General features: G+C 43.2%; 28 protein-coding genes. 21 read left to right on the plus strand and 7 right to left on the minus strand.

The window, feature by feature from the left end; translation table 11 throughout:
- Positions 1-39 precede the first annotated feature (39 nt).
- The 6 genes from WH37_RS12645 (at position 40) to WH37_RS12675 (ending at position 7,283) form a co-directional block, all read left to right on the plus strand.
- Positions 40-1,119 carry an alkene reductase gene (locus WH37_RS12645; protein ID WP_082110772.1) on the plus strand — a complete coding sequence of 360 codons (1,080 nt, stop codon included), beginning with the start codon at positions 40-42 and terminating at the stop codon, positions 1,117-1,119.
- 616 nt (positions 1,120-1,735) lie between these two features.
- The gene (locus tag WH37_RS12655; RefSeq protein ID WP_046230948.1) at positions 1,736-2,749 is read left to right on the plus strand and encodes an NADP-dependent oxidoreductase; all 1,014 of its coding nucleotides are present in this window, start codon (positions 1,736-1,738) and stop codon (positions 2,747-2,749) included.
- Positions 2,750-2,756: 7 nt separating this feature from the next.
- Positions 2,757-3,779 (plus strand): NADP-dependent oxidoreductase, encoded by a 1,023-nt coding sequence (locus WH37_RS12660; protein ID WP_231594216.1) that lies wholly within the window; start codon positions 2,757-2,759, stop codon positions 3,777-3,779.
- A gap of 92 nt (positions 3,780-3,871) precedes the next feature.
- Positions 3,872-4,444, plus strand: a complete 573-nt coding sequence (locus WH37_RS12665; RefSeq protein WP_046230950.1) for a TetR/AcrR family transcriptional regulator — start codon at positions 3,872-3,874, stop codon at positions 4,442-4,444.
- Between the two features lie 404 nt (positions 4,445-4,848).
- A complete protein-coding gene (gene lpdA / locus WH37_RS12670; RefSeq protein WP_046230951.1) occupies positions 4,849-6,264 on the plus strand; it encodes a dihydrolipoyl dehydrogenase in 1,416 nt (471 codons plus the stop codon).
- 665 nt (positions 6,265-6,929) lie between these two features.
- Positions 6,930-7,283 (plus strand): c-type cytochrome, encoded by a 354-nt coding sequence (locus WH37_RS12675; protein WP_046230952.1) that lies wholly within the window; start codon positions 6,930-6,932, stop codon positions 7,281-7,283.
- Between the two features lie 126 nt (positions 7,284-7,409).
- Here WH37_RS12675 and WH37_RS12680 read toward each other — a convergent pair whose 3' ends face one another.
- The 3 genes from WH37_RS12680 to WH37_RS35535 all read right to left on the minus strand — a co-directional run bounded on the left by WH37_RS12680 (position 7,410) and on the right by WH37_RS35535 (position 9,442).
- Positions 7,410-8,147: a response regulator transcription factor gene (locus tag WH37_RS12680; protein WP_046230953.1), complete on the minus strand. Its 738-nt coding sequence runs from the start codon at positions 8,145-8,147 to the stop codon at positions 7,410-7,412.
- A 537-nt stretch (positions 8,148-8,684) separates the two neighbouring features.
- Entirely contained in the window at positions 8,685-9,296 is a 612-nt protein-coding gene (locus WH37_RS12685; protein ID WP_046230954.1) for an SCO family protein, read from the minus strand.
- Positions 9,293-9,442, minus strand: coding sequence for a hypothetical protein (locus WH37_RS35535; protein WP_156182307.1), 150 nt, complete (start codon positions 9,440-9,442; stop codon positions 9,293-9,295). Before WH37_RS35535 ends, WH37_RS12685 begins: the two co-directional genes overlap by 4 nt.
- 302 nt (positions 9,443-9,744) lie before the next feature.
- Here WH37_RS35535 and WH37_RS12690 point away from each other — a divergent pair, with 302 nt between their 5' ends.
- From WH37_RS12690 to WH37_RS12730, 9 genes are all read left to right on the plus strand, one after another.
- A complete protein-coding gene (locus tag WH37_RS12690; RefSeq protein ID WP_046230955.1) occupies positions 9,745-11,139 on the plus strand; it encodes a cytochrome ubiquinol oxidase subunit I in 1,395 nt (464 codons plus the stop codon).
- 2 nt (positions 11,140-11,141) lie between these two features.
- A complete protein-coding gene (gene cydB, locus WH37_RS12695; RefSeq protein ID WP_046230956.1) occupies positions 11,142-12,155 on the plus strand; it encodes a cytochrome d ubiquinol oxidase subunit II in 1,014 nt (337 codons plus the stop codon).
- The gene (gene cydD, locus WH37_RS12700) at positions 12,155-13,909 is read left to right on the plus strand and encodes a thiol reductant ABC exporter subunit CydD (protein ID WP_046230957.1); all 1,755 of its coding nucleotides are present in this window, start codon (positions 12,155-12,157) and stop codon (positions 13,907-13,909) included. The genes cydB and cydD overlap by 1 nt, the downstream gene beginning before the upstream one ends.
- Positions 13,896-15,668: a thiol reductant ABC exporter subunit CydC gene (gene cydC, locus WH37_RS12705; RefSeq protein WP_046231123.1), complete on the plus strand. Its 1,773-nt coding sequence runs from the start codon at positions 13,896-13,898 to the stop codon at positions 15,666-15,668. The genes cydD and cydC overlap by 14 nt, the downstream gene beginning before the upstream one ends.
- Before the next feature lie 190 nt (positions 15,669-15,858).
- The gene (locus WH37_RS12710) at positions 15,859-16,236 is read left to right on the plus strand and encodes a hypothetical protein (protein WP_046230958.1); all 378 of its coding nucleotides are present in this window, start codon (positions 15,859-15,861) and stop codon (positions 16,234-16,236) included.
- Entirely contained in the window at positions 16,233-17,570 is a 1,338-nt protein-coding gene (locus WH37_RS12715) for a right-handed parallel beta-helix repeat-containing protein (protein ID WP_052736950.1), read from the plus strand. Before WH37_RS12710 ends, WH37_RS12715 begins: the two co-directional genes overlap by 4 nt.
- Positions 17,567-18,136: a nitrous oxide reductase accessory protein NosL gene (locus WH37_RS12720; protein WP_063838015.1), complete on the plus strand. Its 570-nt coding sequence runs from the start codon at positions 17,567-17,569 to the stop codon at positions 18,134-18,136. The genes WH37_RS12715 and WH37_RS12720 overlap by 4 nt, the downstream gene beginning before the upstream one ends.
- Complete coding sequence (locus WH37_RS12725; RefSeq protein WP_082110775.1) at positions 18,133-18,954, plus strand: ABC transporter permease; 822 nt, start codon at positions 18,133-18,135, stop codon at positions 18,952-18,954. Before WH37_RS12720 ends, WH37_RS12725 begins: the two co-directional genes overlap by 4 nt.
- The gene (locus WH37_RS12730) at positions 18,947-19,684 is read left to right on the plus strand and encodes an ABC transporter ATP-binding protein (protein WP_046230959.1); all 738 of its coding nucleotides are present in this window, start codon (positions 18,947-18,949) and stop codon (positions 19,682-19,684) included. The genes WH37_RS12725 and WH37_RS12730 overlap by 8 nt, the downstream gene beginning before the upstream one ends.
- 78 nt (positions 19,685-19,762) lie before the next feature.
- Here the strand turns inward: WH37_RS12730 and WH37_RS12735 are convergent, their stop codons facing one another.
- The 3 genes from WH37_RS12735 to WH37_RS12740 are packed head-to-tail and all read right to left on the minus strand — an operon-like array spanning position 19,763 to position 21,670.
- Positions 19,763-20,254 carry a FixH family protein gene (locus tag WH37_RS12735; RefSeq protein WP_082110776.1) on the minus strand — a complete coding sequence of 164 codons (492 nt, stop codon included), beginning with the start codon at positions 20,252-20,254 and terminating at the stop codon, positions 19,763-19,765.
- A 16-nt stretch (positions 20,255-20,270) separates the two neighbouring features.
- On the minus strand, positions 20,271-20,552 hold the full coding sequence (locus WH37_RS36410; RefSeq protein ID WP_231594217.1) for a hypothetical protein: 282 nt from the start codon (positions 20,550-20,552) through the stop codon (positions 20,271-20,273).
- Between the two features lie 17 nt (positions 20,553-20,569).
- Positions 20,570-21,670 carry a PepSY-associated TM helix domain-containing protein gene (locus WH37_RS12740; protein WP_231594218.1) on the minus strand — a complete coding sequence of 367 codons (1,101 nt, stop codon included), beginning with the start codon at positions 21,668-21,670 and terminating at the stop codon, positions 20,570-20,572.
- Positions 21,671-22,249: 579 nt separating this feature from the next.
- On the opposite strand from WH37_RS12740, the gene WH37_RS12745 reads away from it, so the two are divergent.
- From WH37_RS12745 to WH37_RS33555, 6 genes are all read left to right on the plus strand, one after another.
- On the plus strand, positions 22,250-22,804 hold the full coding sequence (locus tag WH37_RS12745; protein WP_046230961.1) for an NADAR family protein: 555 nt from the start codon (positions 22,250-22,252) through the stop codon (positions 22,802-22,804).
- Between the two features lie 113 nt (positions 22,805-22,917).
- Positions 22,918-23,733, plus strand: coding sequence for a DUF5713 family protein (locus WH37_RS37640; RefSeq protein ID WP_046230962.1), 816 nt, complete (start codon positions 22,918-22,920; stop codon positions 23,731-23,733).
- Between the two features lie 146 nt (positions 23,734-23,879).
- Positions 23,880-24,284, plus strand: coding sequence for a hypothetical protein (locus tag WH37_RS12755; RefSeq protein WP_156182309.1), 405 nt, complete (start codon positions 23,880-23,882; stop codon positions 24,282-24,284).
- Positions 24,285-24,315: 31 nt separating this feature from the next.
- Positions 24,316-24,789: a hypothetical protein gene (locus WH37_RS12760; RefSeq protein ID WP_074904643.1), complete on the plus strand. Its 474-nt coding sequence runs from the start codon at positions 24,316-24,318 to the stop codon at positions 24,787-24,789.
- A 95-nt stretch (positions 24,790-24,884) separates the two neighbouring features.
- Positions 24,885-25,634: an Imm51 family immunity protein gene (locus WH37_RS34610; RefSeq protein ID WP_074904645.1), complete on the plus strand. Its 750-nt coding sequence runs from the start codon at positions 24,885-24,887 to the stop codon at positions 25,632-25,634.
- A gap of 82 nt (positions 25,635-25,716) precedes the next feature.
- Positions 25,717-26,640, plus strand: a complete 924-nt coding sequence (locus WH37_RS33555) for a hypothetical protein (RefSeq protein WP_052736952.1) — start codon at positions 25,717-25,719, stop codon at positions 26,638-26,640.
- Here WH37_RS33555 and WH37_RS37375 read toward each other — a convergent pair.
- A complete protein-coding gene (locus WH37_RS37375; RefSeq protein WP_177217888.1) occupies positions 26,623-26,763 on the minus strand; it encodes a LuxR C-terminal-related transcriptional regulator in 141 nt (46 codons plus the stop codon). The genes WH37_RS33555 and WH37_RS37375 overlap by 18 nt on opposite strands.
- Between the last annotated feature and the right edge of the window lie 32 nt (positions 26,764-26,795).

Consider the following 26,795-nt stretch of genomic DNA (forward strand, 5'->3'; position numbering starts at 1 on the left):
TGTACATCCGTGCAACTCATTTGAATAGGAGGAATAAAAGTGGAGAAATTATGGAGCAAAACGAAAATCGGTAACATGGAATTGCCCCATCGGCTAGCGATGGCACCAATGACACGTAGTCGAGCGCAAGAAGACGGTACACCTGGAGAGTTGGCTGCACTTTATTATGCTCAACGCGCATCTCTGGGGCTTCTTATTACGGAAGGTGCACAACCTTCAGATGATGGTCAAGGTTACTTAATGACACCTGGGATCTATACGGAAAAGCATATTGAAGGCTGGAAAAAGGTTACGGATGCCGTGCATGAAGCAGGAGGGTATATTTATATCCAATTAATGCATGCCGGTCGTGTGTCGCATCCTGACAATACACCACATCATCGGCAGCCCGTTGCACCATCTGCAATTGCACCAGGAGTAGAAACGTTTACGGCTACAGGCATGCAGGATATCCCTGTACCACGCGAGTTGAGTAAGGAAGAGATTCAAACGACCATTGCAGATTATCGTAAAGCTGCGGCTGCAGCTATTGCAGCAGGAGCTGACGGCGTTGAAATTCATGGAGCAAATGGTTATCTAATCAATCAATTTATCGGAGAAAATTCCAATAAACGGACGGATGAATATGGTGGCTCCATAGAAAATCGTGCTCGCTTTGCGATTGAAGTGGCCAAAGCCATCGTTGACGAGATTGGGGCAGAGAGAACAGGATTTCGTATTTCGCCAGGGACCCCTCTTGGCGGGATTCAAGATGGTGAACAGGGACCAGATCTTTATCGTTACCTGACGAAAGAATTAGCAAAATTAAATTTAGCCTACCTTCATATTATGCACCTCGGAAATGATGAATTGCTTCAAAACATTCGTTCCTTATGGACAAATCCGTTGTTAGTGAATCGCGCTGGACGGACACTAGAAAATATCAGCGTTGATATCGATAGTGATCTTGCTGATCTGGCACCTGTTGGGGTATGGTCATTAGCTAATCCGGATTTTGTGGAACGGCTTAAAGCAGGCACTCCATTAAATGAAGCAGATCCTGCAACATTTTATGGTGGTGGAAGCAAGGGGTATACGGATTATCCTACGATGAAAGAATTAGAATCTCAGAAGGGGTAAATATAGTATAGCTTATATGCTAAATATCAAGGTTTCACAAACAGTTTGAAGCTGGAAGTGACTCTCTATTTTTATAACGAAAAAGAGGCAATAACAAAATAGATTTAAACGTAAACGACAATATGGACAGTAGTTTAAACATGGCGTACAACTAAAAAATTGTACGCCATAAATGTATCCGAGAGTCATCCATGTTGTGAGAAAAATGCTTTAGGTCAATGAATATTATATTTGTATAGTTTCTTGGATCAACCTAAAAATCAGTGCTTGATGCATGGATTGCGTTGTACTGCTAGGCTTTTACTGCATTCGGACGTTATAGGCGGATGTAAAACTTAATGCCTGTTCCACTGATTGGGTGCGGGAACACCAGCTACAGCGGTCAAGTCCAGATGATTCTGGAGTCGTGGGTAGGTCTTACAACAATAGAAATAGGTGGATTTTCGTGTAAATTCATATCTTTTGTCAAGCACTGGTTTTTGTGTTTTGATCCATCTGCACCCGAAGCTAGCGATAGCGTTCATGAAACGATATTTCGATTAAGGTATTTAGAAAGTGAAAATAATAAGGTGAAGAAACCCAATGAAGGTAACTGAACGGAAGGATGCTGATTAAAATGAACACACTCATGAAGGCAGCTCAGATCACCAAGTACTCAAAAAAAATCCATGCCCAAGTCAATGAAATTCCAATTCCAGAAATTTCTGACAACGAAGTTTTGGTAAAGGTCAAAGCTGCAGCGGTCAATCCACTTGAAATGCTGGTGATCACAGGTAGCGTGAAGCTGGTTCAAAATTATGAATTCCCATTAACGCTTGGTAATGAATTGGCAGGCGTTATTGAAAAAGTCGGGAAAAATGTGAAAGGCTTTTATGTAGGGGATGATATCTATACACGTCTACCTCTGAAAAAAATTGGTGCTTTTGCGGAATATGCCGCAATTGATGCTGCCGCAATTTCCCCCATGCCAAAAAACTTATCCTACGTGGAAGCCGCTGCTGCAGCACTGACTGGACTCACAGCATATCAAGGTCTACATGAAGAACTTGAGGCACAGTCTGGTAAATCTGTGTTCATTCCTGGTGGATCGGGTAGCTTTGGTCAAATGGCTGTCCCAATCGCAAAGGCAATGGGTCTAAATGTCATTGTTAGTGGCAACGCACAAGCGCGCGAACGCACTTTGGAAATTGGTGCAGACCAATATTTGGATTACACAAAAGAAAACTATGTTGACTTGTTGTCGAATATCGATTATGTGATGGATACCTTGGGAGCCGAAGAATTTGACAATGAATTAAAAATCATTAAACCGGGCGGAAGATTGCTCTCTCTCCGTACAGGACCCAATAAACGTTTCGCAGAAGACAATAACTTTCCATGGTGGAAACAAAAGCTATTTTCCGTTGCTGGTGCAAAGTATGACAATAAAGCCAAGAAACACAACGTGGAATACCGCTTTATCTTCGTTCGTTCTGACGGCGCACAACTCAAAGAGATTACCAAAATCATTGAAAAAAACAACATTGTTCCACCGATTCATCCAACACTATTTACCATAGGCAACATAAATGAAGCGCTAAAACTAGTCGCAAATGGACGACCAAAAGGGAAGGTGATTATTCATTTTTAAGGAGAAAATGATGAAAGCAGTCCAAATATACGGCTACTCGAAAAAGCTAGAAGCTCACATCAACGATGTGCCTATTCCAAGAATAAACAAACATCAAGTGTTAATTAAAACAAATGTGGCGGGCGTTGACCCACATCTTTTATTAGCGATTACTGGAAAGGTGCGCATTTTTGATCAATATGATTTTCCATTGACACTCGGAAATGAACTTTCAGGTGTGATTGAATCGGTAGGCGAAGCGGTGACAGACTTTAAAAAGGGCGACAGAGTATATGCGCTAATGCCACTAGATACAATGGGTGCCTTTGCAGAATATGTTGTTGCTGATGCAAATATCGTTGTGAAAATGCCCAAACATCTTACTTTTGAAGAAGGGGCTGCTATTCCATTATCGGCTCTGACCGTTGTTCAGGCATTCGATGTACTGAACGTAAAACCTGGCGCAAAACTGTTTATTCCTGGTGGAACAGGCGGATTCGGACAGATTGCCATTCCGTTTGCGAGATCAAAAAAGCTTTTTGTAGCTGTCAGTGGTAGTGAATCATCTCGGCATTTAGCGCTATCCATAGGTGCTGACCAATTCATCGACTATCAGAAGCAAAATTATGTTGAGGTGCTGAAAGATTTCGATTACGTGATTGATACCCGTGGTGTAAGTGAGTTCAGGAAAGAATTACGTATTTTAAAACCTGGCGGAAAATTATTGTCATTGAATGCTGTGCCAAATGCACGTTTTGCAATTCAGCATGGCGGATTTTCAACGATGCAGAGACTTCTTTTTGGTGCGATCGGAATGCCGTTTGATATAGCGGCACATCTTCAACGAAAATCTTATGATTTCTTATATGTTCAGCCAAATGGCAAACAACTAAAAAACATCACCCAGTGGATTGATGAAGCGGGCATCAAACCAACCATTGATTCGACATTTGCTTTTACGCAAGTGAACGAAGCTATTGCCAAAATCGCAAAAGGGACAGCTCAAGGAAAGATTCTTATGACTATACAAGAGGGAGAAACAATAACGTAAAATTGACAAATCCAACTTGATTTTATTCACTTTTACCCTTAAGTTTGCTGATCATTCACTTAAATGTATAATGAATGCATGAGGTGATGAAAATGGCAAGATATAAAGAATTTGAAGTCAATGAAGTATTAGATAAAGCGATACAACTCTTTTGGATGCAAGGGTACGAGAAAACTTCGATGCAAGGATTAGTCGACTTTATGGGAATTCATAGAAGAAGCATTTATGACACTTTTGGGGATAAGCATGCTTTATTTATGAAGGCACTCCAACGATACGAAGCTATTCAAAACAAAAAAATGAGATTATTGGTTGAGAAGCAAGAACCGGTTAAGGAATTAATTCGACAATTTTTTGAGTCCTCGTTAGAGAAAGAAGGAGAACCTCAAGGGTGTTTCATCGTTAATTCGGGTGTGGAACTGGGCTTGTTAGATCCAGAAGTTTCCTCCCTTGTTGAAGATAGCTATTCAAAAATGGAGAAGTTGTTATATAATCTCATTCTTATTGGTCAACAAACAGGTGAAATTGAAGCTCATCTTGACCCGGAAGCCCTTTCTCATTTCTTCATGAATGTTTGGTTAGGATTACGTACGATGGTAAAAACAGCAACCGATAAAGGGAAATTATCGGGTATTATTCATACTTCGCTGAGCATTTTAGGTTGAAAGGGTAAAAATATGATTTTAAAAGTCACTGGTCTGAATAACGAAGATCAGTGGCAATTTACCACTTCTGTGTTCACAAAAAGAAGTAGCTAAAAAGTGTTCTACAATGATGATGGAGGGAGATGGAATGTCGAGGAATTTTTGGATAAAGCGATGAGGCTCTTTCTATCCTATGGGGTAGTAGAACTTTGAATTCACCTCTGATTACGAGGGGAATGTAATTTTTTTATTTTATTAGAACGTTCATTCTTGTATGCTTGAGTCTCCCCTGGTCCACGGCTATATCACCTAACGGATACGTATAGTTTATGGATGAGCGTTCTAGGCGCCACGGCACAAAACTTTATGAATACATCAAAACACTTCTGGGTCAACCGGAATTGTTCATTATGGAGGTATAAGAAATGGTCGTAGGTGATGTTTCCCTAGATATTGACACTCTAGTCATTGGTGCAGGCCCAGGCGGTTATGTAGCAGCTATTCGCGCTGCACAGCTTGGACAAAACGTACTTGTTGTAGATAAAGAATACGTAGGTGGTGTTTGCTTGAACGTAGGCTGTATCCCATCGAAGGCGCTTATTTCCGCGTCACATCAATATGAATCGCTCAGCCACGCTTCTGCTTTTGGTATTGAAGTAGGCGAAGCCAAGGTTGATTTCAGCAAGGTGCAAGAATTTAAGAACGGTATCGTTAAGAAATTGACAGGCGGCGTTGCTTCCCTATTTAAAGCAAACAAAGTCCAATATTTACAAGGCGAAGTAATGTTCATTAATGAAAATGAAGCGCGCGTATTTAATGATCAGGAATCGCTGCGTTACCGTTTCAGTAACTGCATCATTGCTACAGGTTCCCGCCCAATCGAGCTGAAGGCTTTCCCTTTCGGTGGCCGTATCGTGTCGTCGACAGGCGCTTTGTCCTTGCCTGAAATTCCGAAGAGCCTCATCGTTATAGGCGGCGGTTATATCGGTATCGAGCTAGGACAGATGTATTCGAAATTCGGTACAAAAATAACGGTAATCGAAGGCTCCGACGCTATTTTACCGGGTTTTGACAAAGATATGTCATCCATCGTCGCTAAGAAACTGAAAAGCACGAACGTTGATATCATTACAGGCGCACAAGCAAAAGGTGCTGAACAAACGGATAAAGACGTAACTGTAACCTATATAGTTGACGACAAAGAAGAAAAAGTAACGGCAGACTACTTGCTCGTAACGGTTGGACGTCGACCAAACACCGACGGCAAGCTTGGTCTTGACCTTATCAACGTTAAAATGACCGCTCGTGGTCTCGTTGAGGTTGATGAGCAATGCCGTACAAACATTCCACATATTTATGCGATTGGCGATATCATTGCTGGACCTGCGCTTGCGCACAAAGCCATGTACGAAGGACGTGTCGTAGCTGAAGCAATTTCCGGTCAACCAAGCGTTATTGATTACAAATGTGTGCCAGCAGTCTGCTTCTCCGATCCTGAATGCGCAAGCGTAGGCTTGAGTGAGAAGGAAGCGAAGGACAAAGGTCATAACGTGAAGGTCGGCAAATTTCCGTTCGCTATTAACGCACGCGCAATGTCGCTTAACGCTAATGAAGGCTTCGTCAAAATCGTATCAGATGCGGATTCCGGCCTTGTATTGGGTGCGCACATCGTCGGTCTGGAAGCTTCCAATATGATTGCTGAGCTTGCGCTTGCAATCGAAATGGGTGCAACTCTTGAAGATATCGCGCTAACGATCCATGCGCATCCTACACTTGGCGAGATCGTGCTTGATGCAGCGGAAGTTGCACTCGGTTACCCGATCCACACATTTATTAAATAAACGATTTTGAGTAAGCAAAATCCGTGACGGCCGTACAGCCGAAGCCAAATTGGTTCCTTTTACGTTCGAGGCAGTGAGAACGCTTCATTAAGTTTCCGTTTGATTAGTCAACACGGACGACATTGGTTTCGTGATTGAAATGACCAGGATTAACTGTTGGAGCCAAGCTTTTTGTTCAATGGGTGAGTGAATTTGTGAAGAGAAATGGGGTTTGAAAACCTTTAGTTTTAATACATTACAGTGCTATCGATCTTCATCAAAGACAAGATGGAAGACATGGTTGGCACATCTAATGAATTTATCGTACATCCTGACGATGTCGAGATAATCCAAACATGAATCAACATATTTCATAAATGTATCAATAGTAAGTCATCAAAATCCCTCCGATCTTTAGAGCATGACTAAGTGTGAGGATTTTAGAGCAATTCTAAGCTTGTATTTGTTTATTTTCATTTGGTTAGCCCTCCGTTTCCTACCATTTCGTCGTTAATTTTAACATGCTTGAAAATCACTCTCTATGACCTGATCGAGCTATTTATCAGCATATTTGTTATTTAATTTTCATAATTCTATGGTGCAAATAGCTATAATTAGTCATTTTAAATAGCTGATGATTGGTTATGATAGCATGTGAACGGAATGAAGGAAGGAGGGAGAGTTATATGATTAGCAAGCTTAAGTACGGTTCTGTAATAGGCGTCCTTCTAGGTGTGTTGTTATTATCGGCATGTGGAAATTCAGGAGCTGTCGATACAACGAATAATAACAGTACTGAAGGAATGAGTGTCCAAAATGGCGATGCAGAAATGATATACAAGAAGAAATGCATGTCCTGCCACGGTACTGATCTTCAAGGTAGAAGAGGGCCGAGTCTCCAGAACATTGGAAGTCGATTAACGGAAGAGGAAATCGTTGACGTTGTTACAAACGGCAGAAATGAAATGCCAAAGTTTGAAAAAAACATTTCGGCAGAGGACATTCAAAGTGTTTCCAAATGGTTGTCGGAGCTCAAATAAAGGGAATACCGAATCCATAGAGAAAAAATGTAAAGGCGGTTATTTTAGCATAAAGAAGGATTCATAAGCTTAGATACAAACGGCCGCGCTGTGATCATGCAGCGCGGCCGTTTGTTGTTCTGTTCCTTATTCCGCCTCCATATTACTGTGCTTGCCTTTGCTAAATATATAGCCCACCCCTCGTACCGTTTTGATCATGGCTCCTACATCTGGTGAAATGGGCGTCAGCTTTTCGCGCAGACGTTTGATATGCGTGTCTACCGTTCGGTAATCGTTTACTTCAGACTGTCTCCACACGATACCAAGAAGATGAGAACGTGTGTGAACGATATCCGCATGAAGAGCAAGATAATAGAGTAGATCAAATTCTTTTAGAGACAGGTGGATTTCCGTACCATCTACTAGAATACGGTGAGCAGATGGATTAATGGTAAGTCGACTTAACTTTATAGTTGGATAATCCGCTCTGCTAGTTGCATTTAGGGCTTGAATGGTGCTTCTTCTAAGAATAGCTTTGGTACGCCATACCATTTCTTTGTAGGAAAATGGCTTTTCCATGCAATCATCGGCTCCTGCTTCAAAGCCAGCTAAACGCTGATCTTCCTTGCCATTCTCTGTAATTAACATAATGGGGGTTTTTAATCTTTTTCTGACGGCGATGCACAATTGAATATTACTCAAACCGGTTTCCGCATGGTCAATAATGATTAAACCATAATGGTTGCGATTGGATTTAAGCCAAGCATTTTTCACATGATACGATGTGTCTGTATGATAACCTTCTTTCAAAAAATAAGATTTCAATTGAGCTTGGGTATGCTTTTCCTGACTAATAATGAGAATGACACTTTTCTTTTGTTTCATGTAACGACCCTCCATTAAGCAACTAGTTGAATCAGCACGACTATATTAAAGATTAAAAGAGGGCTAATCGAATGAATCATCCTATAACCATTTTTGAATCGATACGAGGTATAGAGGTAGAACGGCAGCAGTGATGAATGATGAAAGCCCAGTAACAAAGAAATTAGAATACAACTGTAAGTGATGAGATGCACTCATAAGCATATGGCTCACTCCTTCAATAATTGCTTGAAACTGGTGTTTATGCTTTCGTGACTAGCTGACTATCTTGCATCATTATGCCCTATACGAACATTTAGTAATATGACTCGATATAGCTAAAAATCGATGAAATTGTAACGAACTATTGAACAATACAAAAAGCAGAAGAAGAGGGATAACATTAATCTTATTCTTCTAGTTTAAGAACGAGAGAGAGTGCCGTCTGGAAAAATATGAAATCGAATGAGACTATTTGAGAATAAAAACCAGCCATCCTAAGTCGGAATGGCTGGTGGATAGGGCCTTAATCAAGTTTTCCAATGTAATTCTAACGGATTATTTTTCTTTCAGGAGAGTGTTAATGTCTTTCAAAATAGCTGAGTTGTCCATTTCTTCACCCATGCGATAGACCTTGCGAATTTGATGATTGGCATCCAGCAGCATGAGGGAGGTTACCGTATGTACGAACTGATCATCTTTCAGCTTTTGAATCGCAATCCCATATTCTCTTGCTTTCTCAATCGTATAGGTCTCTTCCCCACGCAGCAGCTTCCAGCCTGACCGATCAATACCCATCCGCTCGGCATAAGCTGCAAAAACCTCAGGTGTATCCGTATTAGGGTCAAAGGTAATGGCGGCGAATTGCACATTCTCCCCAAAACTTCCCTGTTTTTTTAATTCATCCTGCAGCAGCACCATATTATATGTCGTTGCTGGGCAAATATCGGGACAGCTCGTGAACATGAATTCAATCAGCATCACTTTTCCCAAACTGTCGCTTAGATTAAATGCTGTGCCGTCCAGCTCCTGAAGGGTGAAAGCAGGAGCTTCTCTCATTACAGGAAGTTTGCTGGTGCCGTCTTGAAACGTATAAAACAGATAAGCGATCAAGGCAGCCACAAAAATAATGACTGCGATAAGAAGGGGGCTAAGCTTTTTTGTTGTCATACATGATTATCCTTATCGCTTACGACTGGAAGAGGATGGATGCTGTCTTGCAGCTCATTGTCCTCCTGTACAAGCTTCGCTCCGTTGAGCATAACGTAAGCACCGCCCCCTAAAAATAATCCTCCTAAAATAAACCAATACAGCATGTCTCGTTCTCCCTTCTTCGTACTCATTCATTATATAAGCAAAGCATGATGCAACTTAATGACTCGTATGAGCTATTTTCACAACAGTGAAGACCAAATGTCACACGATAGTCAATATTGTGCCTTTTTTCACAAAGTAGCCGCTTTTTCGTGACAGCATTGTCACACGTACCCGCTCAATGGGGCCATACAGAAACAACGATGATGATCTATAATGATGATTATCTGAAAAGTGAGTGAATAAAATCACATACTTTTTTCAGTACATAACATGCAGATGCAGAAAAGAGGTAACCACCTAGATGGACGTAGTAGAATTAGCACGCCTTCAGTTTGCAACAACAACGATCCTTCATTTTGTCTTTGTCCCCATATCCATAGGTTTGTCTTTGCTTGTGGCTATCATGGAAACGATGTACGTCATTACAAAAAAAGAATTGTACAAGAAGATGACGAAATTTTGGGCGCATTTTCTGTTGATCAACTTTGCTGTTGGCGTCGTTACTGGTATTTTGCAGGAATTTCAATTCGGGATGAACTGGTCTGACTTTTCACGCTTTGTTGGGGATGTGTTTGGGACTCCTCTAGCCATTGAAGCGCTTCTAGCTTTTTTTCTGGAATCTACCTTTATCGGACTATGGGTATTCGGCTGGGATCGCTTATCGAAGGGAGTCCATCTCGCCTGCATGTGGCTGGTATCGATTGGAACGATGTTATCTGCATTCTGGATTCTGACGGCGAACTCATTCATGCAGCGTCCCGTCGGATTTGCTTTGAATAACGGTCGAGCGGAAATGGTCGATTTCTGGGCGCTTGTAACGAACGAACAAGTGCTTTGGGAGTTTCCGCATACTCTGTTTGCAGCCTTTGCAACAGGCGCATTTCTGATTGCAGGGATCAGCGCATGGAAGCTGCTGCGTAAAAAGGATATGGCGTTCTTTAAGCCATCCTTTACTTTAAGTATCATCGTCGCCTTTATATCGTCCATAGCCATCGCACTATTCGGCCATGGTCAGGCTCAATTTTTGGTGGAGACACAGCCTATGAAGATGGCTGCCAGCGAAGGTTTATGGGAAACGAGCAGTGATCCCGCACCTTGGACCATTATTGCAGGCATTGATCCGGATAAGCAGGAGAATTCGTTTGAGCTTAAAGTGCCTTACCTTCTCAGCTATCTCTCTTACAACCAATTTTCAGGCTCGGTTATCGGGATTAAAGAGCTTCAAGCTCGTTATGAGGCAGAGTATGGACCCGGAAATTATATTCCGCCTGTACGCACAACCTTCTGGAGCTTTCGCATTATGATCGCTTGCGGCAGTGCCATGATTTTATTAGGACTTTATGGAGCCTATCTTGCAGTGCGCAAAAAGCTTGAACAGTCAAATAAGCTGTTTATGCGCGTGATGATGTTTGCAATCGCTCTGCCGTTTATCGCGAATACCTCCGGCTGGATTATGACCGAGGTAGGGCGTCAGCCATGGACGGTATTCGGACTTCTCCAAACGAAGGATTCCGTCTCTACGACAACGAGTGCGGGGGAAGTGTTGTTTTCCTTCATTTTATTTACCGTGCTTTATGTGATTTTATTGGGCGTCCTGGCTTTTCTGTTTGTTCGCGAAGCGCGCAAAGGGCCGTATGCAACCCATGAGCCTGAGATCGCCCTGCAGGATCCATATCAATTCAAGGAAGGGGTCTGACGATGTCGCTCAGTGATTTGTGGTTTTTGTTGATTGCCGTGTTATTTACAGGTTTTTTCTTTCTAGAGGGCTTTGACTTTGGCGTTGGTATGGCAACAGGCCTGTTGAGTCGCAATGATATGCAAAAAAGAGTGCTTATCAACACCATTGGTCCCTTCTGGGATGCAAATGAGGTATGGCTGATTACGGCCGCCGGGGCTATGTTTGCTGCTTTTCCGCATTGGTATGCTACGATGTTCAGTGGCTATTATGTCCTGTTTACGCTTATTTTGATAGCACTGATTTTTAGAGGAGTCGCGTTTGAGTTTCGTGGAAAGGTGGACCATTCGTGGTGGAGAAAGACGTGGGATGTAGCCATTCTGTTTGGAAGCAGTGTTCCTCCGCTGTTGTTCGGTGTTATGTTTGCTGGGCTGATCAAGGGGATGCCAATTGGAGAGGACATGGAGATGCGGTCTGGATTCACGGACGTTGTGAACGGCTACAGCTTATGGGCAGGCATTACGATTGTCGGTTTGTGTCTGCTGCATGGCCTTACATTCATTTCCCTGCGGACAATGGGAGAACTGCGAGAGCGTTCCCGCCATATGGCGGCTAAATTTTTACCCGTGCAAGCTGTTTTGTTAGCTGTACTTGTGGTATGGACCTATTTCGTCACTGATTTATTTGAACGCCGTGGGGGCTTATTGCTGGTATTTGTCATGATAGGCGTGCTTGCGGTGCTGCTTGCCGGATTGTTCCTGAAGTGGAGACGGGAAGGCTGGGCCTTCTGCATGACGGGGCTGTTGATTTTGCTGACGTTTGGATCGTTTTTTGTTGGACTTTTCCCTCGGTTCATGATCAGCTCGATTAATACGGCGTTTGATCTGACGCTTTATAACGCCGCTTCCAGTGCTTATACATTAAAAGCAATGACGATTGTGGCAGCTACGCTCCTTCCCCTTGTACTGGCTTACCAAGCCTGGAGCTACTTTGTCTTCCATAAACGTGTCAGCGAGAAGGAGCATTTGGAATACTAATGGACAGGGCATGGTTTCAGTTAAAGGGAATCCAGCTGCATATGCTGCTGCTGACTGTGCTTTCCCTTCTTCAAGGAGCAGCCATTATAGGTCAAGCCACCTTTTTGGCGAAAGCTATTACTTTGTTATTTGAAAATAAGCCGCTAGATCAAGCAACTCAGCCGTTGCTCCTGTTTTTAATAAGCTTCGTGGCTCGCCACACTTTCGTCTGGCTTCAGCGGAGGCTTTCCGGCGGCTTCGCGGAAAAAACAGCTGAAGTCATTCGGCAGCAACTGCTTGTGGCGATATTCGGGCATGGTCCAAGCTTTGCAGCGAAGCAGGGGAGTGGGCGTCTGGTAACGCTGGTGTTGGATGGCGTGGATCGTTTTCGTACGTATTTGGAACTGTCGATTTCCCGTATGATTGATATGCTCTGTGTTACGGTTCTACTTTTGCTGTGGGTTTACAGGCTGGATATGATATCGGGAATTATTCTGATGTGTACGCTTCCGATACTTATCGGTTTTTTCATTCTGCTCGGGTTCGCGGCAAGGAAGCAGGCTGACAAGCAATGGCGTGCTCACCGGATGCTGTCGCATCATTTCACAGATTCCTTGCGGGGCCTGTTGACGCTGCGCTTTCTGAAACGGAGCAGAGCACATAGCGAGACGGTTGGAAATGTCAGCAATCAATACAGGGTGTCGACCATGCGGACGCTTCGTGTGGCATTCCTTTCGTCTTTTGCCCTTGATTTCTTCAGTATGCTATCGGTTGCTTTTGTCGCAGTAGGCTTGGGCATTCGTTTGGTAAATGGCAATCTCGGACTCGAGGTTGCGCTGGCCGTGCTCTTGATCGCACCCGAATATTTCACACCCATTAAGCTGCTAGGTACGGATTATCATGCTTCTCTCGACGGAAAAGAAGCCTGGGGCACGATCCGCTCTATTGTTAGCTCCAAAAAACAACCCGAACAAGAGCAGGAAGACAAACCTGCTTGTATATTAGCAGAGCAAAAAGAAGAGCTGACCATGGAGCTTTCCAGCATCCAGGTTGCGGGCGAAGCGGGGACTTTTCTGCTGAAGGAAGTGTCCATACAGCTTCCGCAAAATGTTACCCGAATTGGCATTGTTGGGGCCAGCGGGGCTGGAAAAACGACTCTTCTTGGTTTGCTGAGCGGATTTATTGAACCGGATGGCGGTGACTTTTGGGTGAACAACGTACGGATGAGCGGAAGTGTCAGAGAAGAATGGCGACGCCAAGTGGCCTACATTCCGCAGCATCCCCACCTGTTCAGTCAATCGCTCACTGACAATGTCCGTTTCTATGCTCCTGATGCTACACGGGAACAGGTTGAGGGAGTGATAGACGCGGTTGGACTACGTTCCTTGGTCGATCAGCTTCAGGGAAGCGATTCGAAAATTGGAGAGGGCGGAAGAGTGCTAAGCGGGGGGCAGGCACAACGTGTTGCATTGGCTCGTGCGCTTCTAAGTAGCCGTCCCGTCATTTTGCTCGATGAGCCAACAGCCCATCTTGACATTGAGACTGAATACGAATTAAAGCAGATGATGTTAACTATTCTGAAAGAAAGAAAGGTGTTTATGGCAACGCACCGTCTGCACTGGATGCCAGAGATGGAATTTATTCTGGTACTGGAGCAAGGCAACCTTGCAGAAAGCGGAACACACGAGCAGTTAATGGAGCAGCAAGGCGTCTATTATAATTTGATGATACAGGGCTTGGGAGAGGGTGAGGCGAATGGCTATGAGGGGGGATGACCATCAACAAAAAGGATGGCTGCTGCCTTATCTGAGACAGCATGTTTGGACCTTTACAGCCGCACTTTTACTCGGTGCTTTGGCACTTTGCTGTGCAGGTGCACTGCTGTTCACTTCGGGCTATCTGATCTCACGCTCGGCATTAAGACCTGAAAATATTTTGATGGTGTATGTGCCGATTGTTCTTGTCCGCACCTTTGGCTTTGGCAAAGCTATCATTCAATATGTGGAGAGACTGACTGGTCATGATGCGGCACTTCGCGTATTATCACGCATGCGTGTTCGATTGTATCGCGCCTTGGAGCCGCAGGCGCTGCAGCTCCAAACCCGGTTTCGCACAGGAGATTTACTAGGGCTGCTAGCGGAGGATATCGAAAAGCTTCAGAATGGTTATCTAAAATTCCTGCTTCCTTCCTTAACTTCCGTCCTTATTTATGCTGCAGGAATAGCCGCATTGGGACGTCTGGATCGTATGCTCGCACTTATGATGGCACTATATTGCGGCTTTTTGCTATTTCTATTACCTTGCATGGCTTTGATGGCATCGCTGAGGCAAAGGCGCAGAGCAAAGCAAGTCCGTAGCGAAGCTTATCAGGAACTGACCGATGCAATGTTTGGCATGTCCGACTGGATTCTTAGCGGCCGAATTCAGCCGTTTCTGCAAGCCTTTTTCAAAAAGCAGGAATCCTCTTCGCAGATAGAGAACTCGCTTCGGCGCAACGAATGGCGGATAAATTGGATTTCCCAGTGCGGTATAGGTGTTGCGGTCATTATTATGACGTTATGGGCAGGATGGTTAGCAGAGGCAGGAACGATTCATGTGACGTGGATAGCCGCGTTGGCACTTATTGCCTTTCCGCTTCTAGAGGCCATGGTACGAGCAGCAGGGGCAGTAGCTCAATTGCCGGAATACCAGACTTCACTTAAGCGTCTGCAGGCTATAGAAAATGTACATTCAACGGATGCTCGCATTTTTACATATTCCCCTGCTCCTCAGCTTTCAAGTGTATTGCCGGAAGAAGGAGTACTTGACCTGCAGGGAGTAAGTTTTCGTTATTCTCATTCACGGGAATGGGCCGTTCATGATATTTCTTTACAGCTTCCTCAAGGAGGGAAAATCGCAATTCTAGGACGCAGTGGCTCCGGAAAATCGACATTATTGAATCTGATTCAAGGAGAATTACAGCCTGATGAGGGCAGCGTTAAGGTGAACGGTATTCCTGTAAATGCCGAAGACGGAAATTTGAATTCGTTCTCCGTATTAAATCAGAATCCGTATCTGTTTGATACTTCGGTTGCCAATAATATAAGACTTGGACGCCCGGAAGCTAGCGATGAGGAGGTACGTATGGTTACCGAGCAGGTGCGTTTGAATAAGCTGATCGAGTCTCTTCCAGACGGGTATAATACAAGGATGGAAGAAACAGGCCTTCGTTTTTCAGGAGGTGAAAAGCAAAGAATCGCGCTCGCACGTATCTTACTGCAAAACCATCCGATTGTACTTCTGGATGAACCAACTGTTGGGCTTGATCCAAGGAATGAGCGCGAGCTTATGCGGACCGTATTCCGCGTTCTGCATGGAAAAACGGTCGTTTGGGTCACCCATCATCTGAGCGGTATGGAAGAGATGGATGAAGTGATTTTTATGGATCAAGGCAGTATCAGCATGCGAGGCACGCATGAGCAGCTTATGAGGGGAAATCTGCGATATCGCAAGCTTTACGAATTAGACTGTCCGTTACAGAAGCGAGTATGGTAAAAATCGAATAGATAATCAACTTTCAATACGGTTACGGTCATAGCAAAAAACAACTCAAGGCTGTTTGAGTTGTTTTTTGCTTGCGTTCCCACTTGAAATTCACATTTTCCATATGGCTCTTTTGAGTCATACGGAAAAATGCCTACATTTGTTAAAATAAATGAATAAACTATGGCGGGTAGGTGAAAAATTGCGAACAGTAGTGAAAGTGACAGCGGTGGTAGGTTTAATTTGTACATTTCTGGTAGGTTGTTCTGCCTCTGCTACCACTCCTATTGATCCGGCAGCCCTTGATGCAACTTTGACGACGGAGCCAACTGCCCCATCTGCAGGAACTCCCATTAAGCTGAGAGCAGAGTTTACAGGAGCTGAGCTTTCCAAATCATCGGGATTGACGTTTGAAATTCGGGTGGATGATAACCAGGCGTTAGTAGAGGCTGAAAAAGGAGGGAGCAACACATTTGACGGGGTATACACCTTTTCAAAATCGGGAACTTACGAGGTTTATTTGCATTTGTATACCGAGGATATTCATTTAACGAAAAAGAAGCAGGTTGTGGTTCAATGAAGAACGTTCAAAAATGGATATTGGTGTTTCTATTGGGTGTTTTGTCCTTTATTTGCTTAACACCTTCCATAAAAGCGGAGGATCGAGCGAGAGATTTGCAGTCCCTCATTAATGAAGCACAGGCAGGCGCTACGATTATTCTAGCGCAAGGCATATATGAGGGACCCGTAATCATTGATAAGCCCCTTCAATTGGAGGCGAGGTCAGGGGAAGAGGTTACAATCACCAATAATTCCGATAAACCCGCCATCCAAATCAATGCTGATGACGTGGCGTTAACCAGAATCACAATCCGCGATGAGCAGATTAAGAAGCAGCCTACTGTGCTAATTCAGGCAGACGGAGTGTTATTGGATCAGCTGCAGATCCATACGGGCTCCTTCGGCATTAAGATGAGGAAGGCTAATCATGGCGAGGTGCGAAATTCGAGCATTGTATGGGCAGGGGTTGTTTCCAATCGACCGCTCAAGCTGTCCGACAAAGGCAACGGAATGGATCTGTATGAATCGAACGGCAATACGTTTTATGGAAATACCGTCATAGCTATGCATGATGGCATCTATATGGAGAACAGCGACAACAATTTGGTTGAAGAAAATCATTTTGAACGGCTGCGGTATGGCGTGCACTGCATGTATACAAAGGGAACGATTATACGCAATAACATAGGGAGGTTGAATATTACCGGAGCTATGGTTATGGCAGCCCGTAAGGTTGAGCTTTCTAACAACCAATTCACGAAGCAGAGCGAGAATGTGAACTCACAGGGAATCCTTTTGTTTGACGCGCATGAGATAATGATTTTCGACAATCACGTGGAAGGAAATCGTGTTGGACTATACGTGGAGCAATCGACACACAACCGTATTACGAACAATAGCATTGTTGGAAACTTTATTGGCCTTCAGTTATTAGATGCCGAGAACAACACCATGAGCGGAAATCAGTTTATTGGCAATGTGGCAAGTGCCACGTCTAGAAACAGTGCCAATAACACACTAGATGGAAACTATTGGGATACTTTTCAAGGCATTGATCTGGACGGGGATGGGAAAAGCGAGATATCTTACGCGATTAATCCTTTTTTCCAAAGCCTTGTGAAAGCGAAGCCAGGCTTTCAGCTTTTCTTTCAATCTCCAGGAATGGTCTTTCTTGAAGGGCTTTACCAGTCACAAAGGGAGCAATGGGCAGTAGATGCTTCTCCTTTAATGAAGCCGACTGAAAATGTTCGATTTGTTATTTCCAAGCACACCTTGCAGCATTCAGCCACTATAGGGGGCTTACTGCTTTGTCTATCTATTTATTTAATTTATCTGGGGGTAAGAAGAAAATGAAAATGAAGTCATTTAACGCAATGCTGCTGGTCATGGTTATTGTACTGCTAACGAGTGCCTGTGGGGCGAAGGAATATAAGCCGCAGGAGATTAATGAGGAAACCGATAAATGTGTCATTTGTAATATGGCGGTAAAAGATGACCCCTATGCGACGCAAATCATTACGAAAGATGGGCAATCCTTGAAATTTGATGACATTGGCTGTATGAATGAATGGAAGGTTCAGAATGGAACGGAGACCGTAGGGGCAGAGTTTGTCAGAGACCATAATAGCGGAAACTGGCTCAAATATGAGACCGCCTATTATGCTTATGATGCTGAATATGTGACCCCTATGGCCTATGGTGTTATTGCCTTCGAGAGTCAAGCTGCCGCACAAGCGTATATCACGGAACAAGGCAAGGGAGAATTGCTGAGCTCAGCTGATCTGAAGAATCATAAATGGGAAGTTAACCGCGACATGATGGATATGGAAAATATGGAGATGCACAACGAAAGCATGCACTCCGATGATAGTAAAGAAGAGATGGAAATGGGACATGGAACAGAAGGGAAGGACTCGTGATCCAGACTGCGCACATTGCAATAAGGGAAGTGAAGCTAGGGTTTCGCAATCCGTGGGCTTATTCCTTCATGGGACTGTTTGCTTTATTTATGCTGTGTCTGCTCCTAATCAATGCGCAGGGCTATGTACAAGGCTATTCAGGCATCACAGGAACTACGCTTAATTTAATTTTATACTTATTGCCATTAATGTCTTTGCTGCTGGGCTCCTTCTCCTTGACTGCCGAGAAGGAGGACGGAAGCTGGGAGCTGTTATCTGTCTACCCGGTAAGCACATGGTCCTTTATCATTGGAAAATATGTCGGGCTAGCGATTGTGCTGCTTGTTATCGTTTCGACAGGCTTCGGAACGGCAGGCGTTCTGGGGTTTGCCGCTGGCTCCGGTTTTGGACTGCTTACTTACTTGCAGCTGCTGGCTTTTTCCAGCAGTGTGGCCTTATTTTTTCTGGCCATTGCTCTATTGATAGGTACGCTAGCAAAAAATCGCTGGCAGGCATTAACCATCGCCGTAGCGATTTGGTTTTTTGCGATTATTGGCTGGCCTCCGCTGCTCATTGCAGTGCTTGGCTTCATGCCTTATCCCATGATCAAGCCTATGGTGACGCTGCTTACCTTTCTTAATCCAGCGGAGCTATCCCGTCTATTTACAGTGGTAAAGCTTGGAGGGGGAGCCATTCTCGGTCCTGAATATTACGAATGGATAAAATGGATCAGACAGGCTGGCGGCAGCTTTAGTTTTGCAGCAGTTGCGCTGTTATGGATAGGAAGTGTAATGGCAGCCGCACAATTCGTATGGGAGAGGAGGCGCTTGCGTGGCTGAATCGATGGTTAGGCTGGAAGGGATTACAAAAACGATCAAGAAGCAAGTCATTATAGAAGGGCTTAATCTACAAATAGAAGAAGGCCAAATAGTAGCGTTGTGCGGCGGAAACGGAGCGGGCAAGAGCACGATTCTAAGAATGATTGCAGGCATTTCGCATCCTGACAGTGGCAGAATTACGGTTGACGGGTTGATGTGGAAAAATAACCGCAAGCGTTATGCGGACCTTATTGGCTATATGCCTGATGATTTTCGCTTTAGTCAGGGGCTGACAGCCTTCGAAACGCTCTCCTTCTGGGCTGCGCTTCGAGGGATACCACAAACCAGAGTAAAGGAGCTGCTGCAAGAAGTCGGTCTTGAGGATACGGGGAAAAAATCAGTCTCCAGCTTTTCTAAAGGGATGCGACAGCGCGTACTGTTTGCGCAGGCTTTGCTGGCGAAGCCGCCCGTTGTTTTAATGGATGAGCCTACGAATGGGCTTGATCCTTACTGGATCGAATCATTTGTGCGCATGGTTAAAGAAACGGCTGCGAGCGGTCAGACTGTTATCTTCTCCACGCACCAGCTTCATGTAGCCGAAGCTCTGGCAGATCGTATTGCTTTGCTAAGAGGAGGGCAAATTGAGCTTGAAGGTACAGCAGCTGATATTCGAGAGCAGCTAGGCGCAAGCGGTCTGCAGGCTGCCTTCGCTGAATGGTTTGGGCTAACCGGAAAGCTTAACGGCTACTAATTGTATATGCTATTTCATGCTAATAACCCCCGGACCTTTTGCCGGGGGGTTATTGCGTTTAAGTTCGTTTAAGTGTGTTTAATGGTGTCCGCCGGCAGCTGGAGCCGGCGCATCGGAATGCTGCGCACTTTCAAGCTGGGCAAGGCGCTCTATGGCATGGGCTCCAATAGCGAAGCGTTTAGTTGGCATCACCTGAGCATCGGCGAATTTGATACGTGATTGGACAAAATACAGCCCTTCCTCGTCAATGACATAAGAGGCGGAATACAAACCGGGGGAGGATTCATCGGCTTTAATCGTTATGGCAGAATCCTTATCGTCCTCCCTCCATATGACAAATTCAGCTGTATCTGCGTGCTCAAGCGGCTTGTTGCTTTTTGACACTTCTACTGCAAAAACGTTGGAGCTGCCTGTTTCGAATAGCTTAGGCAATTGAAGATTTACGCTTAAATGAGGCGGCAGCCCGCTCTCATCCGTTTGCGTGGCTTTGGTGGTGCACCCGCACAGCAACAAGACAAGCAGCATGGGCCATGCCCATTTGTACATACATTTGATTTTTATATTCATCATTAGACTCCCCTAGCTACTAGACCGAGAACCAGTGCCGAAGCGACTTTATTCTGCGGAGAATGAATAGATCAAGGGCGATAACAATCAGAATAGACAAGCCTACAAGCGGCATGACGGCACCGCATGCCAGCATAATAACCAGTACAGCAATGGTTATTTTTGTGCTTTTGGGCTTGGCTGGTGCTCCAAGCTTGCCAGCTGGCTTTCGTTTGCGCCACATGACATAAGAGTTGATAGATATGAGTATTAAGCCCATGCAGGCAATCAGACCCAGTATTTGATTGGCAAGTCCAAACAATCGCCCTTCATGAAAGGCTATGCCATAATCCCATAATCTGCAAAACGGACATCGCTCAGAACAGCCCCACTGTATTGGTCAATATGAAGCGTAGCGCTTTGCCCCGTCGTGGAATGGGCAGTAGACACCGTAAACACACCGGTTTCTCCCGCAGGCTTTGTAATGGTATAAGGCTTAATCACTTGCTGCTCATCGGCAATACCGGCAATATCGTTTAAGCTTAAAGGAACATAACCGCCAGCGATTGAAGCTGGGACTAAAACATTTTCGGCTGCCCAAGGCAGATCCTCGGCAATATCCTTCGCTAGGGTGACGGAATCCGGTTTGGCCTCGAAGCTATAGGCAAAGGGTGGGGTATTCGTATTGGTCGAATTGGCTACTTTGTCAATCTGGCCGCCCATAATTCCGGACCAAGGAAGTCCACTTGCGATAATAACCAGCAGTACAAGAGAAAGCCAGAAGGCAGGAACAGCATGCAAATCACGCCAAAAGAGCCGGCTGCCTGGTTTGCTAAGCCGTGGCAAAATCGTTCCCCAAATGGCTGCTTTGCTTCGAGGCCACCAGAGGAAAAGCCCTGTTAGGATTAATATGATGGCCCAGCATGCAGCGAGCTCTACAAGCCGATTGGCGAAGGTGCCACCTATCACAAGCTCACTATGCATTTTTTTGAAAAAGGCAGAAAACGTCTTGCTGCTATCCATCATGCTAAGCGCATGACCCGTGTAAGGATCTACATACATGATTGTAGAAGCTCCATCGCGAGTGACGGACAGCTTATAGATTGACTTAGCATTGCTGTCCAGCGTGATCGAGGAAATAACCGTACCCGGGTAAGCTGTTACTATTTTGTCGGCAATGTTTTCTAGTGCCAGCGGAGTTGTCCCGACTTCACGGACCGTCAGCATATCCTTGTACAAATAGCCTTCGATTTGAGGCTTAAATAAATACACGGCGCCGCTGAAAGCTAAAATAATTAAAAAGGGCGCGAAAATAATACCAGCGTAAAAATGCCACCTCCATACAGACTGATAAATAGACTGACGTACTCCTGCTGAAGTTTTGCTTTTTACCTCGGGTTTAGAAGGGCTTGAATGTTCTGCTGGCATCGTCCTCATCATTTAACTCCATTCCTAAATGAATAAAATCCTCCTCCATTATACGCGAGCCTTTCTAGTTAGCCGATGACTCATTAGAGCTATCCTATCGGATGTGAAACCATCCTCGTTCATCAGTTGTTCAATAAATAGGATGAATTTGGATAATGTTTAGGTGATGAAGCGTCGGACGGTGCTTTAATAACATGGGACGTGGCTGGCTCTGATTCCAGTGTTGCGACGACTTGGCGTGCAACATTTACTGTGGAATGTCATTCCTCATAAATGGTTTGTGCATATAGGATGTATTTGTACTTTTGATATATGATAATTACCATAAATAACGGAGGGATGAATGTGAAAAAAGGGGAAGAAACCAAAAAGCGAATTATTTCGCAAGTCGCTGTATACATGGATCAAAATGGATACTAAAGCACATCCATGTCAGATATAATGAAAATTACAGGCATAGCCTCCAAAGAAGTATGTGCCGATATTGATTCCTCATTCTTTTTCTTTAAGTCTATCGCATTTTGAAGGTATGGAAAATAGGAGAGAATACCGTCCCGAATTACTTGTTTAGGTAGAAAGCGAGGAGTTTTTATGTACTATTCACTAAAAGAACTACAACATGCGTATAAGTCCGGAGAAAAGATTAAGTTTCTATTCTTCTGGGGCCATACCCCTATGAAAGATGGCACTATAAGTGCTAGCTGTTTAAGCCAATGGTGGGAAAGCTCATTTAGAGTGGAAGGGGAGCAATACAGCTGTGCCGAGCAGTATATGATGGCTGAAAAGGCAAGGCTTTTTTATGACGAAGAAATGCTTGAGGCAATAATGATGGCGAAGCACCCGAAAGAAATGAAAAGTTACGGACGTGCGGTTAAAGGTTTTGATGCAGAGATATGGGAAAGTCGTTGTTATGATATCGTACTTCAAGGAAACCTAGCCAAGTTCAGACAAAACCCAGAACTTTTGAACTTTATGAAGACAAGTAAAAACAGGGTTTTTGTAGAAGCTAGTCCAGCGGATCGGATTTGGGGGATTGGACTTTCAAAAGATCATCCCCACGTAAATAATCCTTTGTTTTGGAAAGGTAAGAATTTGCTTGGCTTCGCATTAACCGAGGTTCGAGATCGTTTGAATAACGAAGATTAAAGCTAATCTTATCAGTTCGATAATGATTGTTTTGATGCATTGTGGAACACGACGCTTAGTTGGTAAAATGATTAGGAAGTGTTACTATCTTACAAACGAAAAGAGGCAGAGTGATGGAAAAAGACCCTTACGCACAACTTATGATTTGGCATCAAGAAGATGAACATGAAAAAATAGTAGATAGAATTATGGAAATTCCCCAATCAGACAGAGATTATGATACGGTCAGTTTATTGGCAAGAGCTATGAATAATCTGGAACGTTACGATGAAGCTCTTCAACAGCTTTTGACTATTGCAAAACTAGGTGAGGGTGACCCTCTTTGGCATTTTCGCGTGGGATACTCCTACTATTATCTTGAACAATATGAGGAAGCATTAAGAGAATTTGAAATTACAGATAAGCTAGATCCAGGAGATAGATCTACTTTGACATTATTAGATTGGAGCCGAGGTAAAGTCGACCAAAAGAAAAAGCAACTTAATCAATCTGCCACATTGAAAGTTATGAACGAACAAACTACGGTTAACGAAGCAAGTGAAGTTCCCATTGAAGCTGTAGTATATGCTGCAGACAAAATTAATCCAGTTGCGCTAGGAGTGCAAGATAATAGTCATGCGTCATTTGAATATTTAAAAGAAATGTATATTGATGGATATTTCCCTAATTTTCTTGTGGATAAAGTCAAAGCTGAGCTAGTTAAAGTTGTTGAATTTTTGGAACAAGGAAATCAAGATATCGAAGAAATTCAAGCAAAGCTTGATATCGCCATCAATGCAATCAATGATATTGCAGAAGAGTTTGATGAAAATGACAGCGAAATTGAAACCGTTGCGAGAGAATCAATTGCACAAACTGTTGAAGATATTTTAGCCTTTTTTGGTATCGAAATAGAAACAGAAGCAGCCATTCGTGAACGTGATTGGTAGTTTGTTGGGGAAATAGAGTAGCTATACAAAGATTTGTGCTATAACGCACTATAAATTATATTTGGGATGAGGAGGAAACGTATATAGCTATCTATTTTAATATTTCAATGCCTGTTATGGATTTTCTTACTGAGAGCCATAATGCAATGCTGAGTCATGGAGTTAAACTATATGCCGAAATATTTGTTAACGCACAGGGTGAACGTCAATATTCATCTTTTGAAAGTGAAAATAACGATTTGTTCTCCAGTTATTTTAATGATACTGCATATAACTCTTTTTTCTTTTCCTGCTACCCCATAGAAGATATAACCCAAATGAAAGAATTTGGATATTTTTATGATACACCAAGCTCCTATTCTATTGAAGTTAAAGGCGGCAGAGAAACCTATAAAAGTCGAGAACTTATACAAATGCGTATGATGTCAAAAAATCCTAACAAACAAATACAATCTTTTTATCGAACATTTCAAAGGGACTTAAAGAAAATTTTTATCTTTCGTCACTTACAGCGACCCAGAGCTTATAATGCGAAGTACAGAATGATGTAATATTAAAATAGGATATAAACGGGGATTTATTATGAATATTTTTATTGCGGAGCATTGGAATCTTGAAAAGCATGAACTACCCGGCATTAATTGCATCATCTTTCCAAATGGCACTGTAACCATTTTAAATTATTACAGCACATATAACCCCAACACAAAAGAAAGTAAAATTTTTTGCTCTCCCTTGTGTGACACAACCATTGAAAGCATAGCAAAGTATAATGATGAATATTGGACGGTCGTTGATGAATGGGTCAGTATTGATTATCAAGACGGGAAAATCTATGGCGGTGATGGTCAGATGGGCAATGAAGGATTTATTGCTTGTACGGATGCTGAAGACCGTTTAGTATGGGGAATATTTTTTGAAAATTCAAACCCTATAAAAAACTTGGAAATTAAAGATAACATCCTAATCGCTATTAATGAGCATACCGAATTACAAATTGAAATCAACTTAGAAAACCTCACCCAAATTGAAATAACTTGCTTAAAATCCGATTAAGCTTTCATCATTTTGCTTTCTTTAAATACCACGATATATGCATTTTTTAATAGTGAAATCATTTCTTGATTAAAGTTAGAGGAGAGAATACAAAGATGGATAAGGATCTATTAAAACAGCTCACTCTTTGGCATAACAAGGACCAGTATGAGAAAATCATTAACAAAATTATGGAAATACCCGAAGCAGACAGGGACTATGACTTAGTTTGCCATTTGGCAAGAGCATTGAATAATCAAGAAAATTATAATGAAGCGATTAAATATTTTTTATCTGTGCAAAAGCAAGGCGAGCATGACCCTCTTTGGCATTATCGATTAGGATATGCTTATTATTACCTTGAACAGTATAAGGAAGCGATCGTTGCTTTTGAACAAGCTGTAGCACTAGACCCTGAAGATACACATGGCAGGACGTTTTTAGAAATGAGCCGCAACGCCGCTAGTAGAGCAGGAAATGAAACCATCCCTATAGTTAAAGTTGAACAGGATGAGGGTTTGTTAGAAGTTAATGAAAAAATAAATCCATTTGGGCTAGTTTCGCATAATAACGGAAGCCTATCAATGATTTTAAGTGTTGGCAAATATAAGCATGAAATTTTTAAAACACGAGCCGAAGAAGGATTTGAGGGCAATGGCTATGATTGGGGTTCATTAGCAGCCGTGTTTCTTGAAGAAAAAATGCCTCATTTAGTTGATATCGTGCGATTTGACCCTGAAGCCGATATGTTCGCTGCTTATACAGACAATAGAGAAGCAATACTTAGTTTTGCAATAGCCTTTAAGGAAGCATGTGAAGATGACTCATTAATAAAAGACCTATTTTCACGAGCTGAATTAGATTAATTGGAAATATCAAGGTACAACAGTATCCTCAGTTGCAATGAAATGACATTAGCCGATCCAACATTCTAGAGGTGATGACCGTATGGGAACATGGAGTGCTGAGGTTTTTGGTAATGACACCTCGTGTGAGATCAAGGAATATTTCTATGAGCAGTATAATCGGGGTTCTGAAGTTACTGAGATTGTCAGCGAATTACAAGAGAAATTTACTTATAGCTTAAATAGTACAGATGATAGAAACAATGTATTATTTGCGTTGTCCTATTGCCTTTGGGAAACCAAATGCTTAGAGGATTCGCTGCTAGAGCAAGTCGCTCAGATCATTGAGAGTGGGAGTGACTTAACTGTCTGTGAACAGCTTGGAGCAAATGTACCATTTATTAACCAGCGAAAAAAGTATTTACATACATTTATCGCCAAAATTAGCGTACCCAAAAGTATAGCAAAAAAGAGGGTCAAGCCACCTACGCAATTTGAAAGTGATTATCACAATGGCAGCTGCCTTACTTTTCAATATCCCAGTGGCTTATACGGTGGCATTATCATTATCGACTGCGCCTTTTATCGTAACCGAGGTTCAATGCGCATAGCATTCACCGATATTGAGCAGCACTCTGAACCCGATTATAACGATTTTCTAGCCTCTCGCCTGACCAACTTCAGCTGGGAGGGAGTATGGGGAGAGGCAAACAAGTATGCCGCCTTTGAGGGTAAGACTGCCCGCATTTCTACCTATCCGTTGAGCTATGATCATGCTAAAGAGCGTGCTTCTTATTTTGAGTATAACGATAAGTTCTTCACAATTGTGGGCGAGCTCCCTAAATACACACAATGCCTACTAGCTACAGTTGGCATTGGAGTCCATTACAATCTTGCTTATCCTGAGTTCGCCATCTCTATGAAAAAGACATTACTATATTGGAAGCAGAATGAAGACCTATACCGTAAAAAAGTTTCTAAGGAAACGATTACTAAATTAAATAACTTATTAGTCCTCAACAAATAGCTGTTTACGTATTTTCATATCATAAATAATTAACTGAGTCCGGCTTTTGATATCCCATTTGCGGAATATATTCGTGAGGTGCTTCTTTACCGTCGATTCACTAATTATATAAAAGCTGAGCAAATTCCATATTCGAATGTCCCTCTACGATCATT

It is taken from the genome of Paenibacillus algorifonticola (genome assembly GCF_000971975.1).
In the GTDB taxonomy this organism is placed as follows: domain Bacteria; phylum Bacillota; class Bacilli; order Paenibacillales; family Paenibacillaceae; genus Pristimantibacillus; species Pristimantibacillus algorifonticola.

Coding starts and splice junctions, on each gene's coding strand:
- WH37_RS12715 (WP_052736950.1), top strand. CDS start 16,233: ATGAAGAACGTTCAAAAATGGATATTGGTGTTTCTATTGGGTGTTTTG.
- WH37_RS12720 (WP_063838015.1), top strand. CDS start 17,567: ATGAAAATGAAGTCATTTAACGCAATGCTGCTGGTCATGGTTATTGTA.
- WH37_RS12675 (WP_046230952.1), top strand. CDS start 6,930: ATGATTAGCAAGCTTAAGTACGGTTCTGTAATAGGCGTCCTTCTAGGT.
- cydC (WP_046231123.1), top strand. CDS start 13,896: ATGAGGGGGGATGACCATCAACAAAAAGGATGGCTGCTGCCTTATCTG.
- lpdA (WP_046230951.1), top strand. CDS start 4,849: ATGGTCGTAGGTGATGTTTCCCTAGATATTGACACTCTAGTCATTGGT.
- WH37_RS12685 (WP_046230954.1), bottom strand. CDS start 9,296: ATGACAACAAAAAAGCTTAGCCCCCTTCTTATCGCAGTCATTATTTTT.
- WH37_RS33555 (WP_052736952.1), top strand. CDS start 25,717: ATGGGAACATGGAGTGCTGAGGTTTTTGGTAATGACACCTCGTGTGAG.
- WH37_RS12660 (WP_231594216.1), top strand. CDS start 2,757: ATGATGAAAGCAGTCCAAATATACGGCTACTCGAAAAAGCTAGAAGCT.
- WH37_RS34610 (WP_074904645.1), top strand. CDS start 24,885: ATGGATAAGGATCTATTAAAACAGCTCACTCTTTGGCATAACAAGGAC.
- WH37_RS12745 (WP_046230961.1), top strand. CDS start 22,250: ATGTACTATTCACTAAAAGAACTACAACATGCGTATAAGTCCGGAGAA.
- WH37_RS12690 (WP_046230955.1), top strand. CDS start 9,745: ATGGACGTAGTAGAATTAGCACGCCTTCAGTTTGCAACAACAACGATC.
- WH37_RS12680 (WP_046230953.1), bottom strand. CDS start 8,147: ATGAAACAAAAGAAAAGTGTCATTCTCATTATTAGTCAGGAAAAGCAT.
- WH37_RS12665 (WP_046230950.1), top strand. CDS start 3,872: ATGGCAAGATATAAAGAATTTGAAGTCAATGAAGTATTAGATAAAGCG.
- WH37_RS12760 (WP_074904643.1), top strand. CDS start 24,316: ATGAATATTTTTATTGCGGAGCATTGGAATCTTGAAAAGCATGAACTA.
- WH37_RS12755 (WP_156182309.1), top strand. CDS start 23,880: ATGCTGAGTCATGGAGTTAAACTATATGCCGAAATATTTGTTAACGCA.
- cydB (WP_046230956.1), top strand. CDS start 11,142: ATGTCGCTCAGTGATTTGTGGTTTTTGTTGATTGCCGTGTTATTTACA.
- WH37_RS12740 (WP_231594218.1), bottom strand. CDS start 21,670: ATGATGAGGACGATGCCAGCAGAACATTCAAGCCCTTCTAAACCCGAG.
- WH37_RS12735 (WP_082110776.1), bottom strand. CDS start 20,254: ATGATGAATATAAAAATCAAATGTATGTACAAATGGGCATGGCCCATG.
- cydD (WP_046230957.1), top strand. CDS start 12,155: ATGGACAGGGCATGGTTTCAGTTAAAGGGAATCCAGCTGCATATGCTG.
- WH37_RS37640 (WP_046230962.1), top strand. CDS start 22,918: ATGGAAAAAGACCCTTACGCACAACTTATGATTTGGCATCAAGAAGAT.
- WH37_RS35535 (WP_156182307.1), bottom strand. CDS start 9,442: ATGCTGTATTGGTTTATTTTAGGAGGATTATTTTTAGGGGGCGGTGCT.
- WH37_RS12655 (WP_046230948.1), top strand. CDS start 1,736: ATGAACACACTCATGAAGGCAGCTCAGATCACCAAGTACTCAAAAAAA.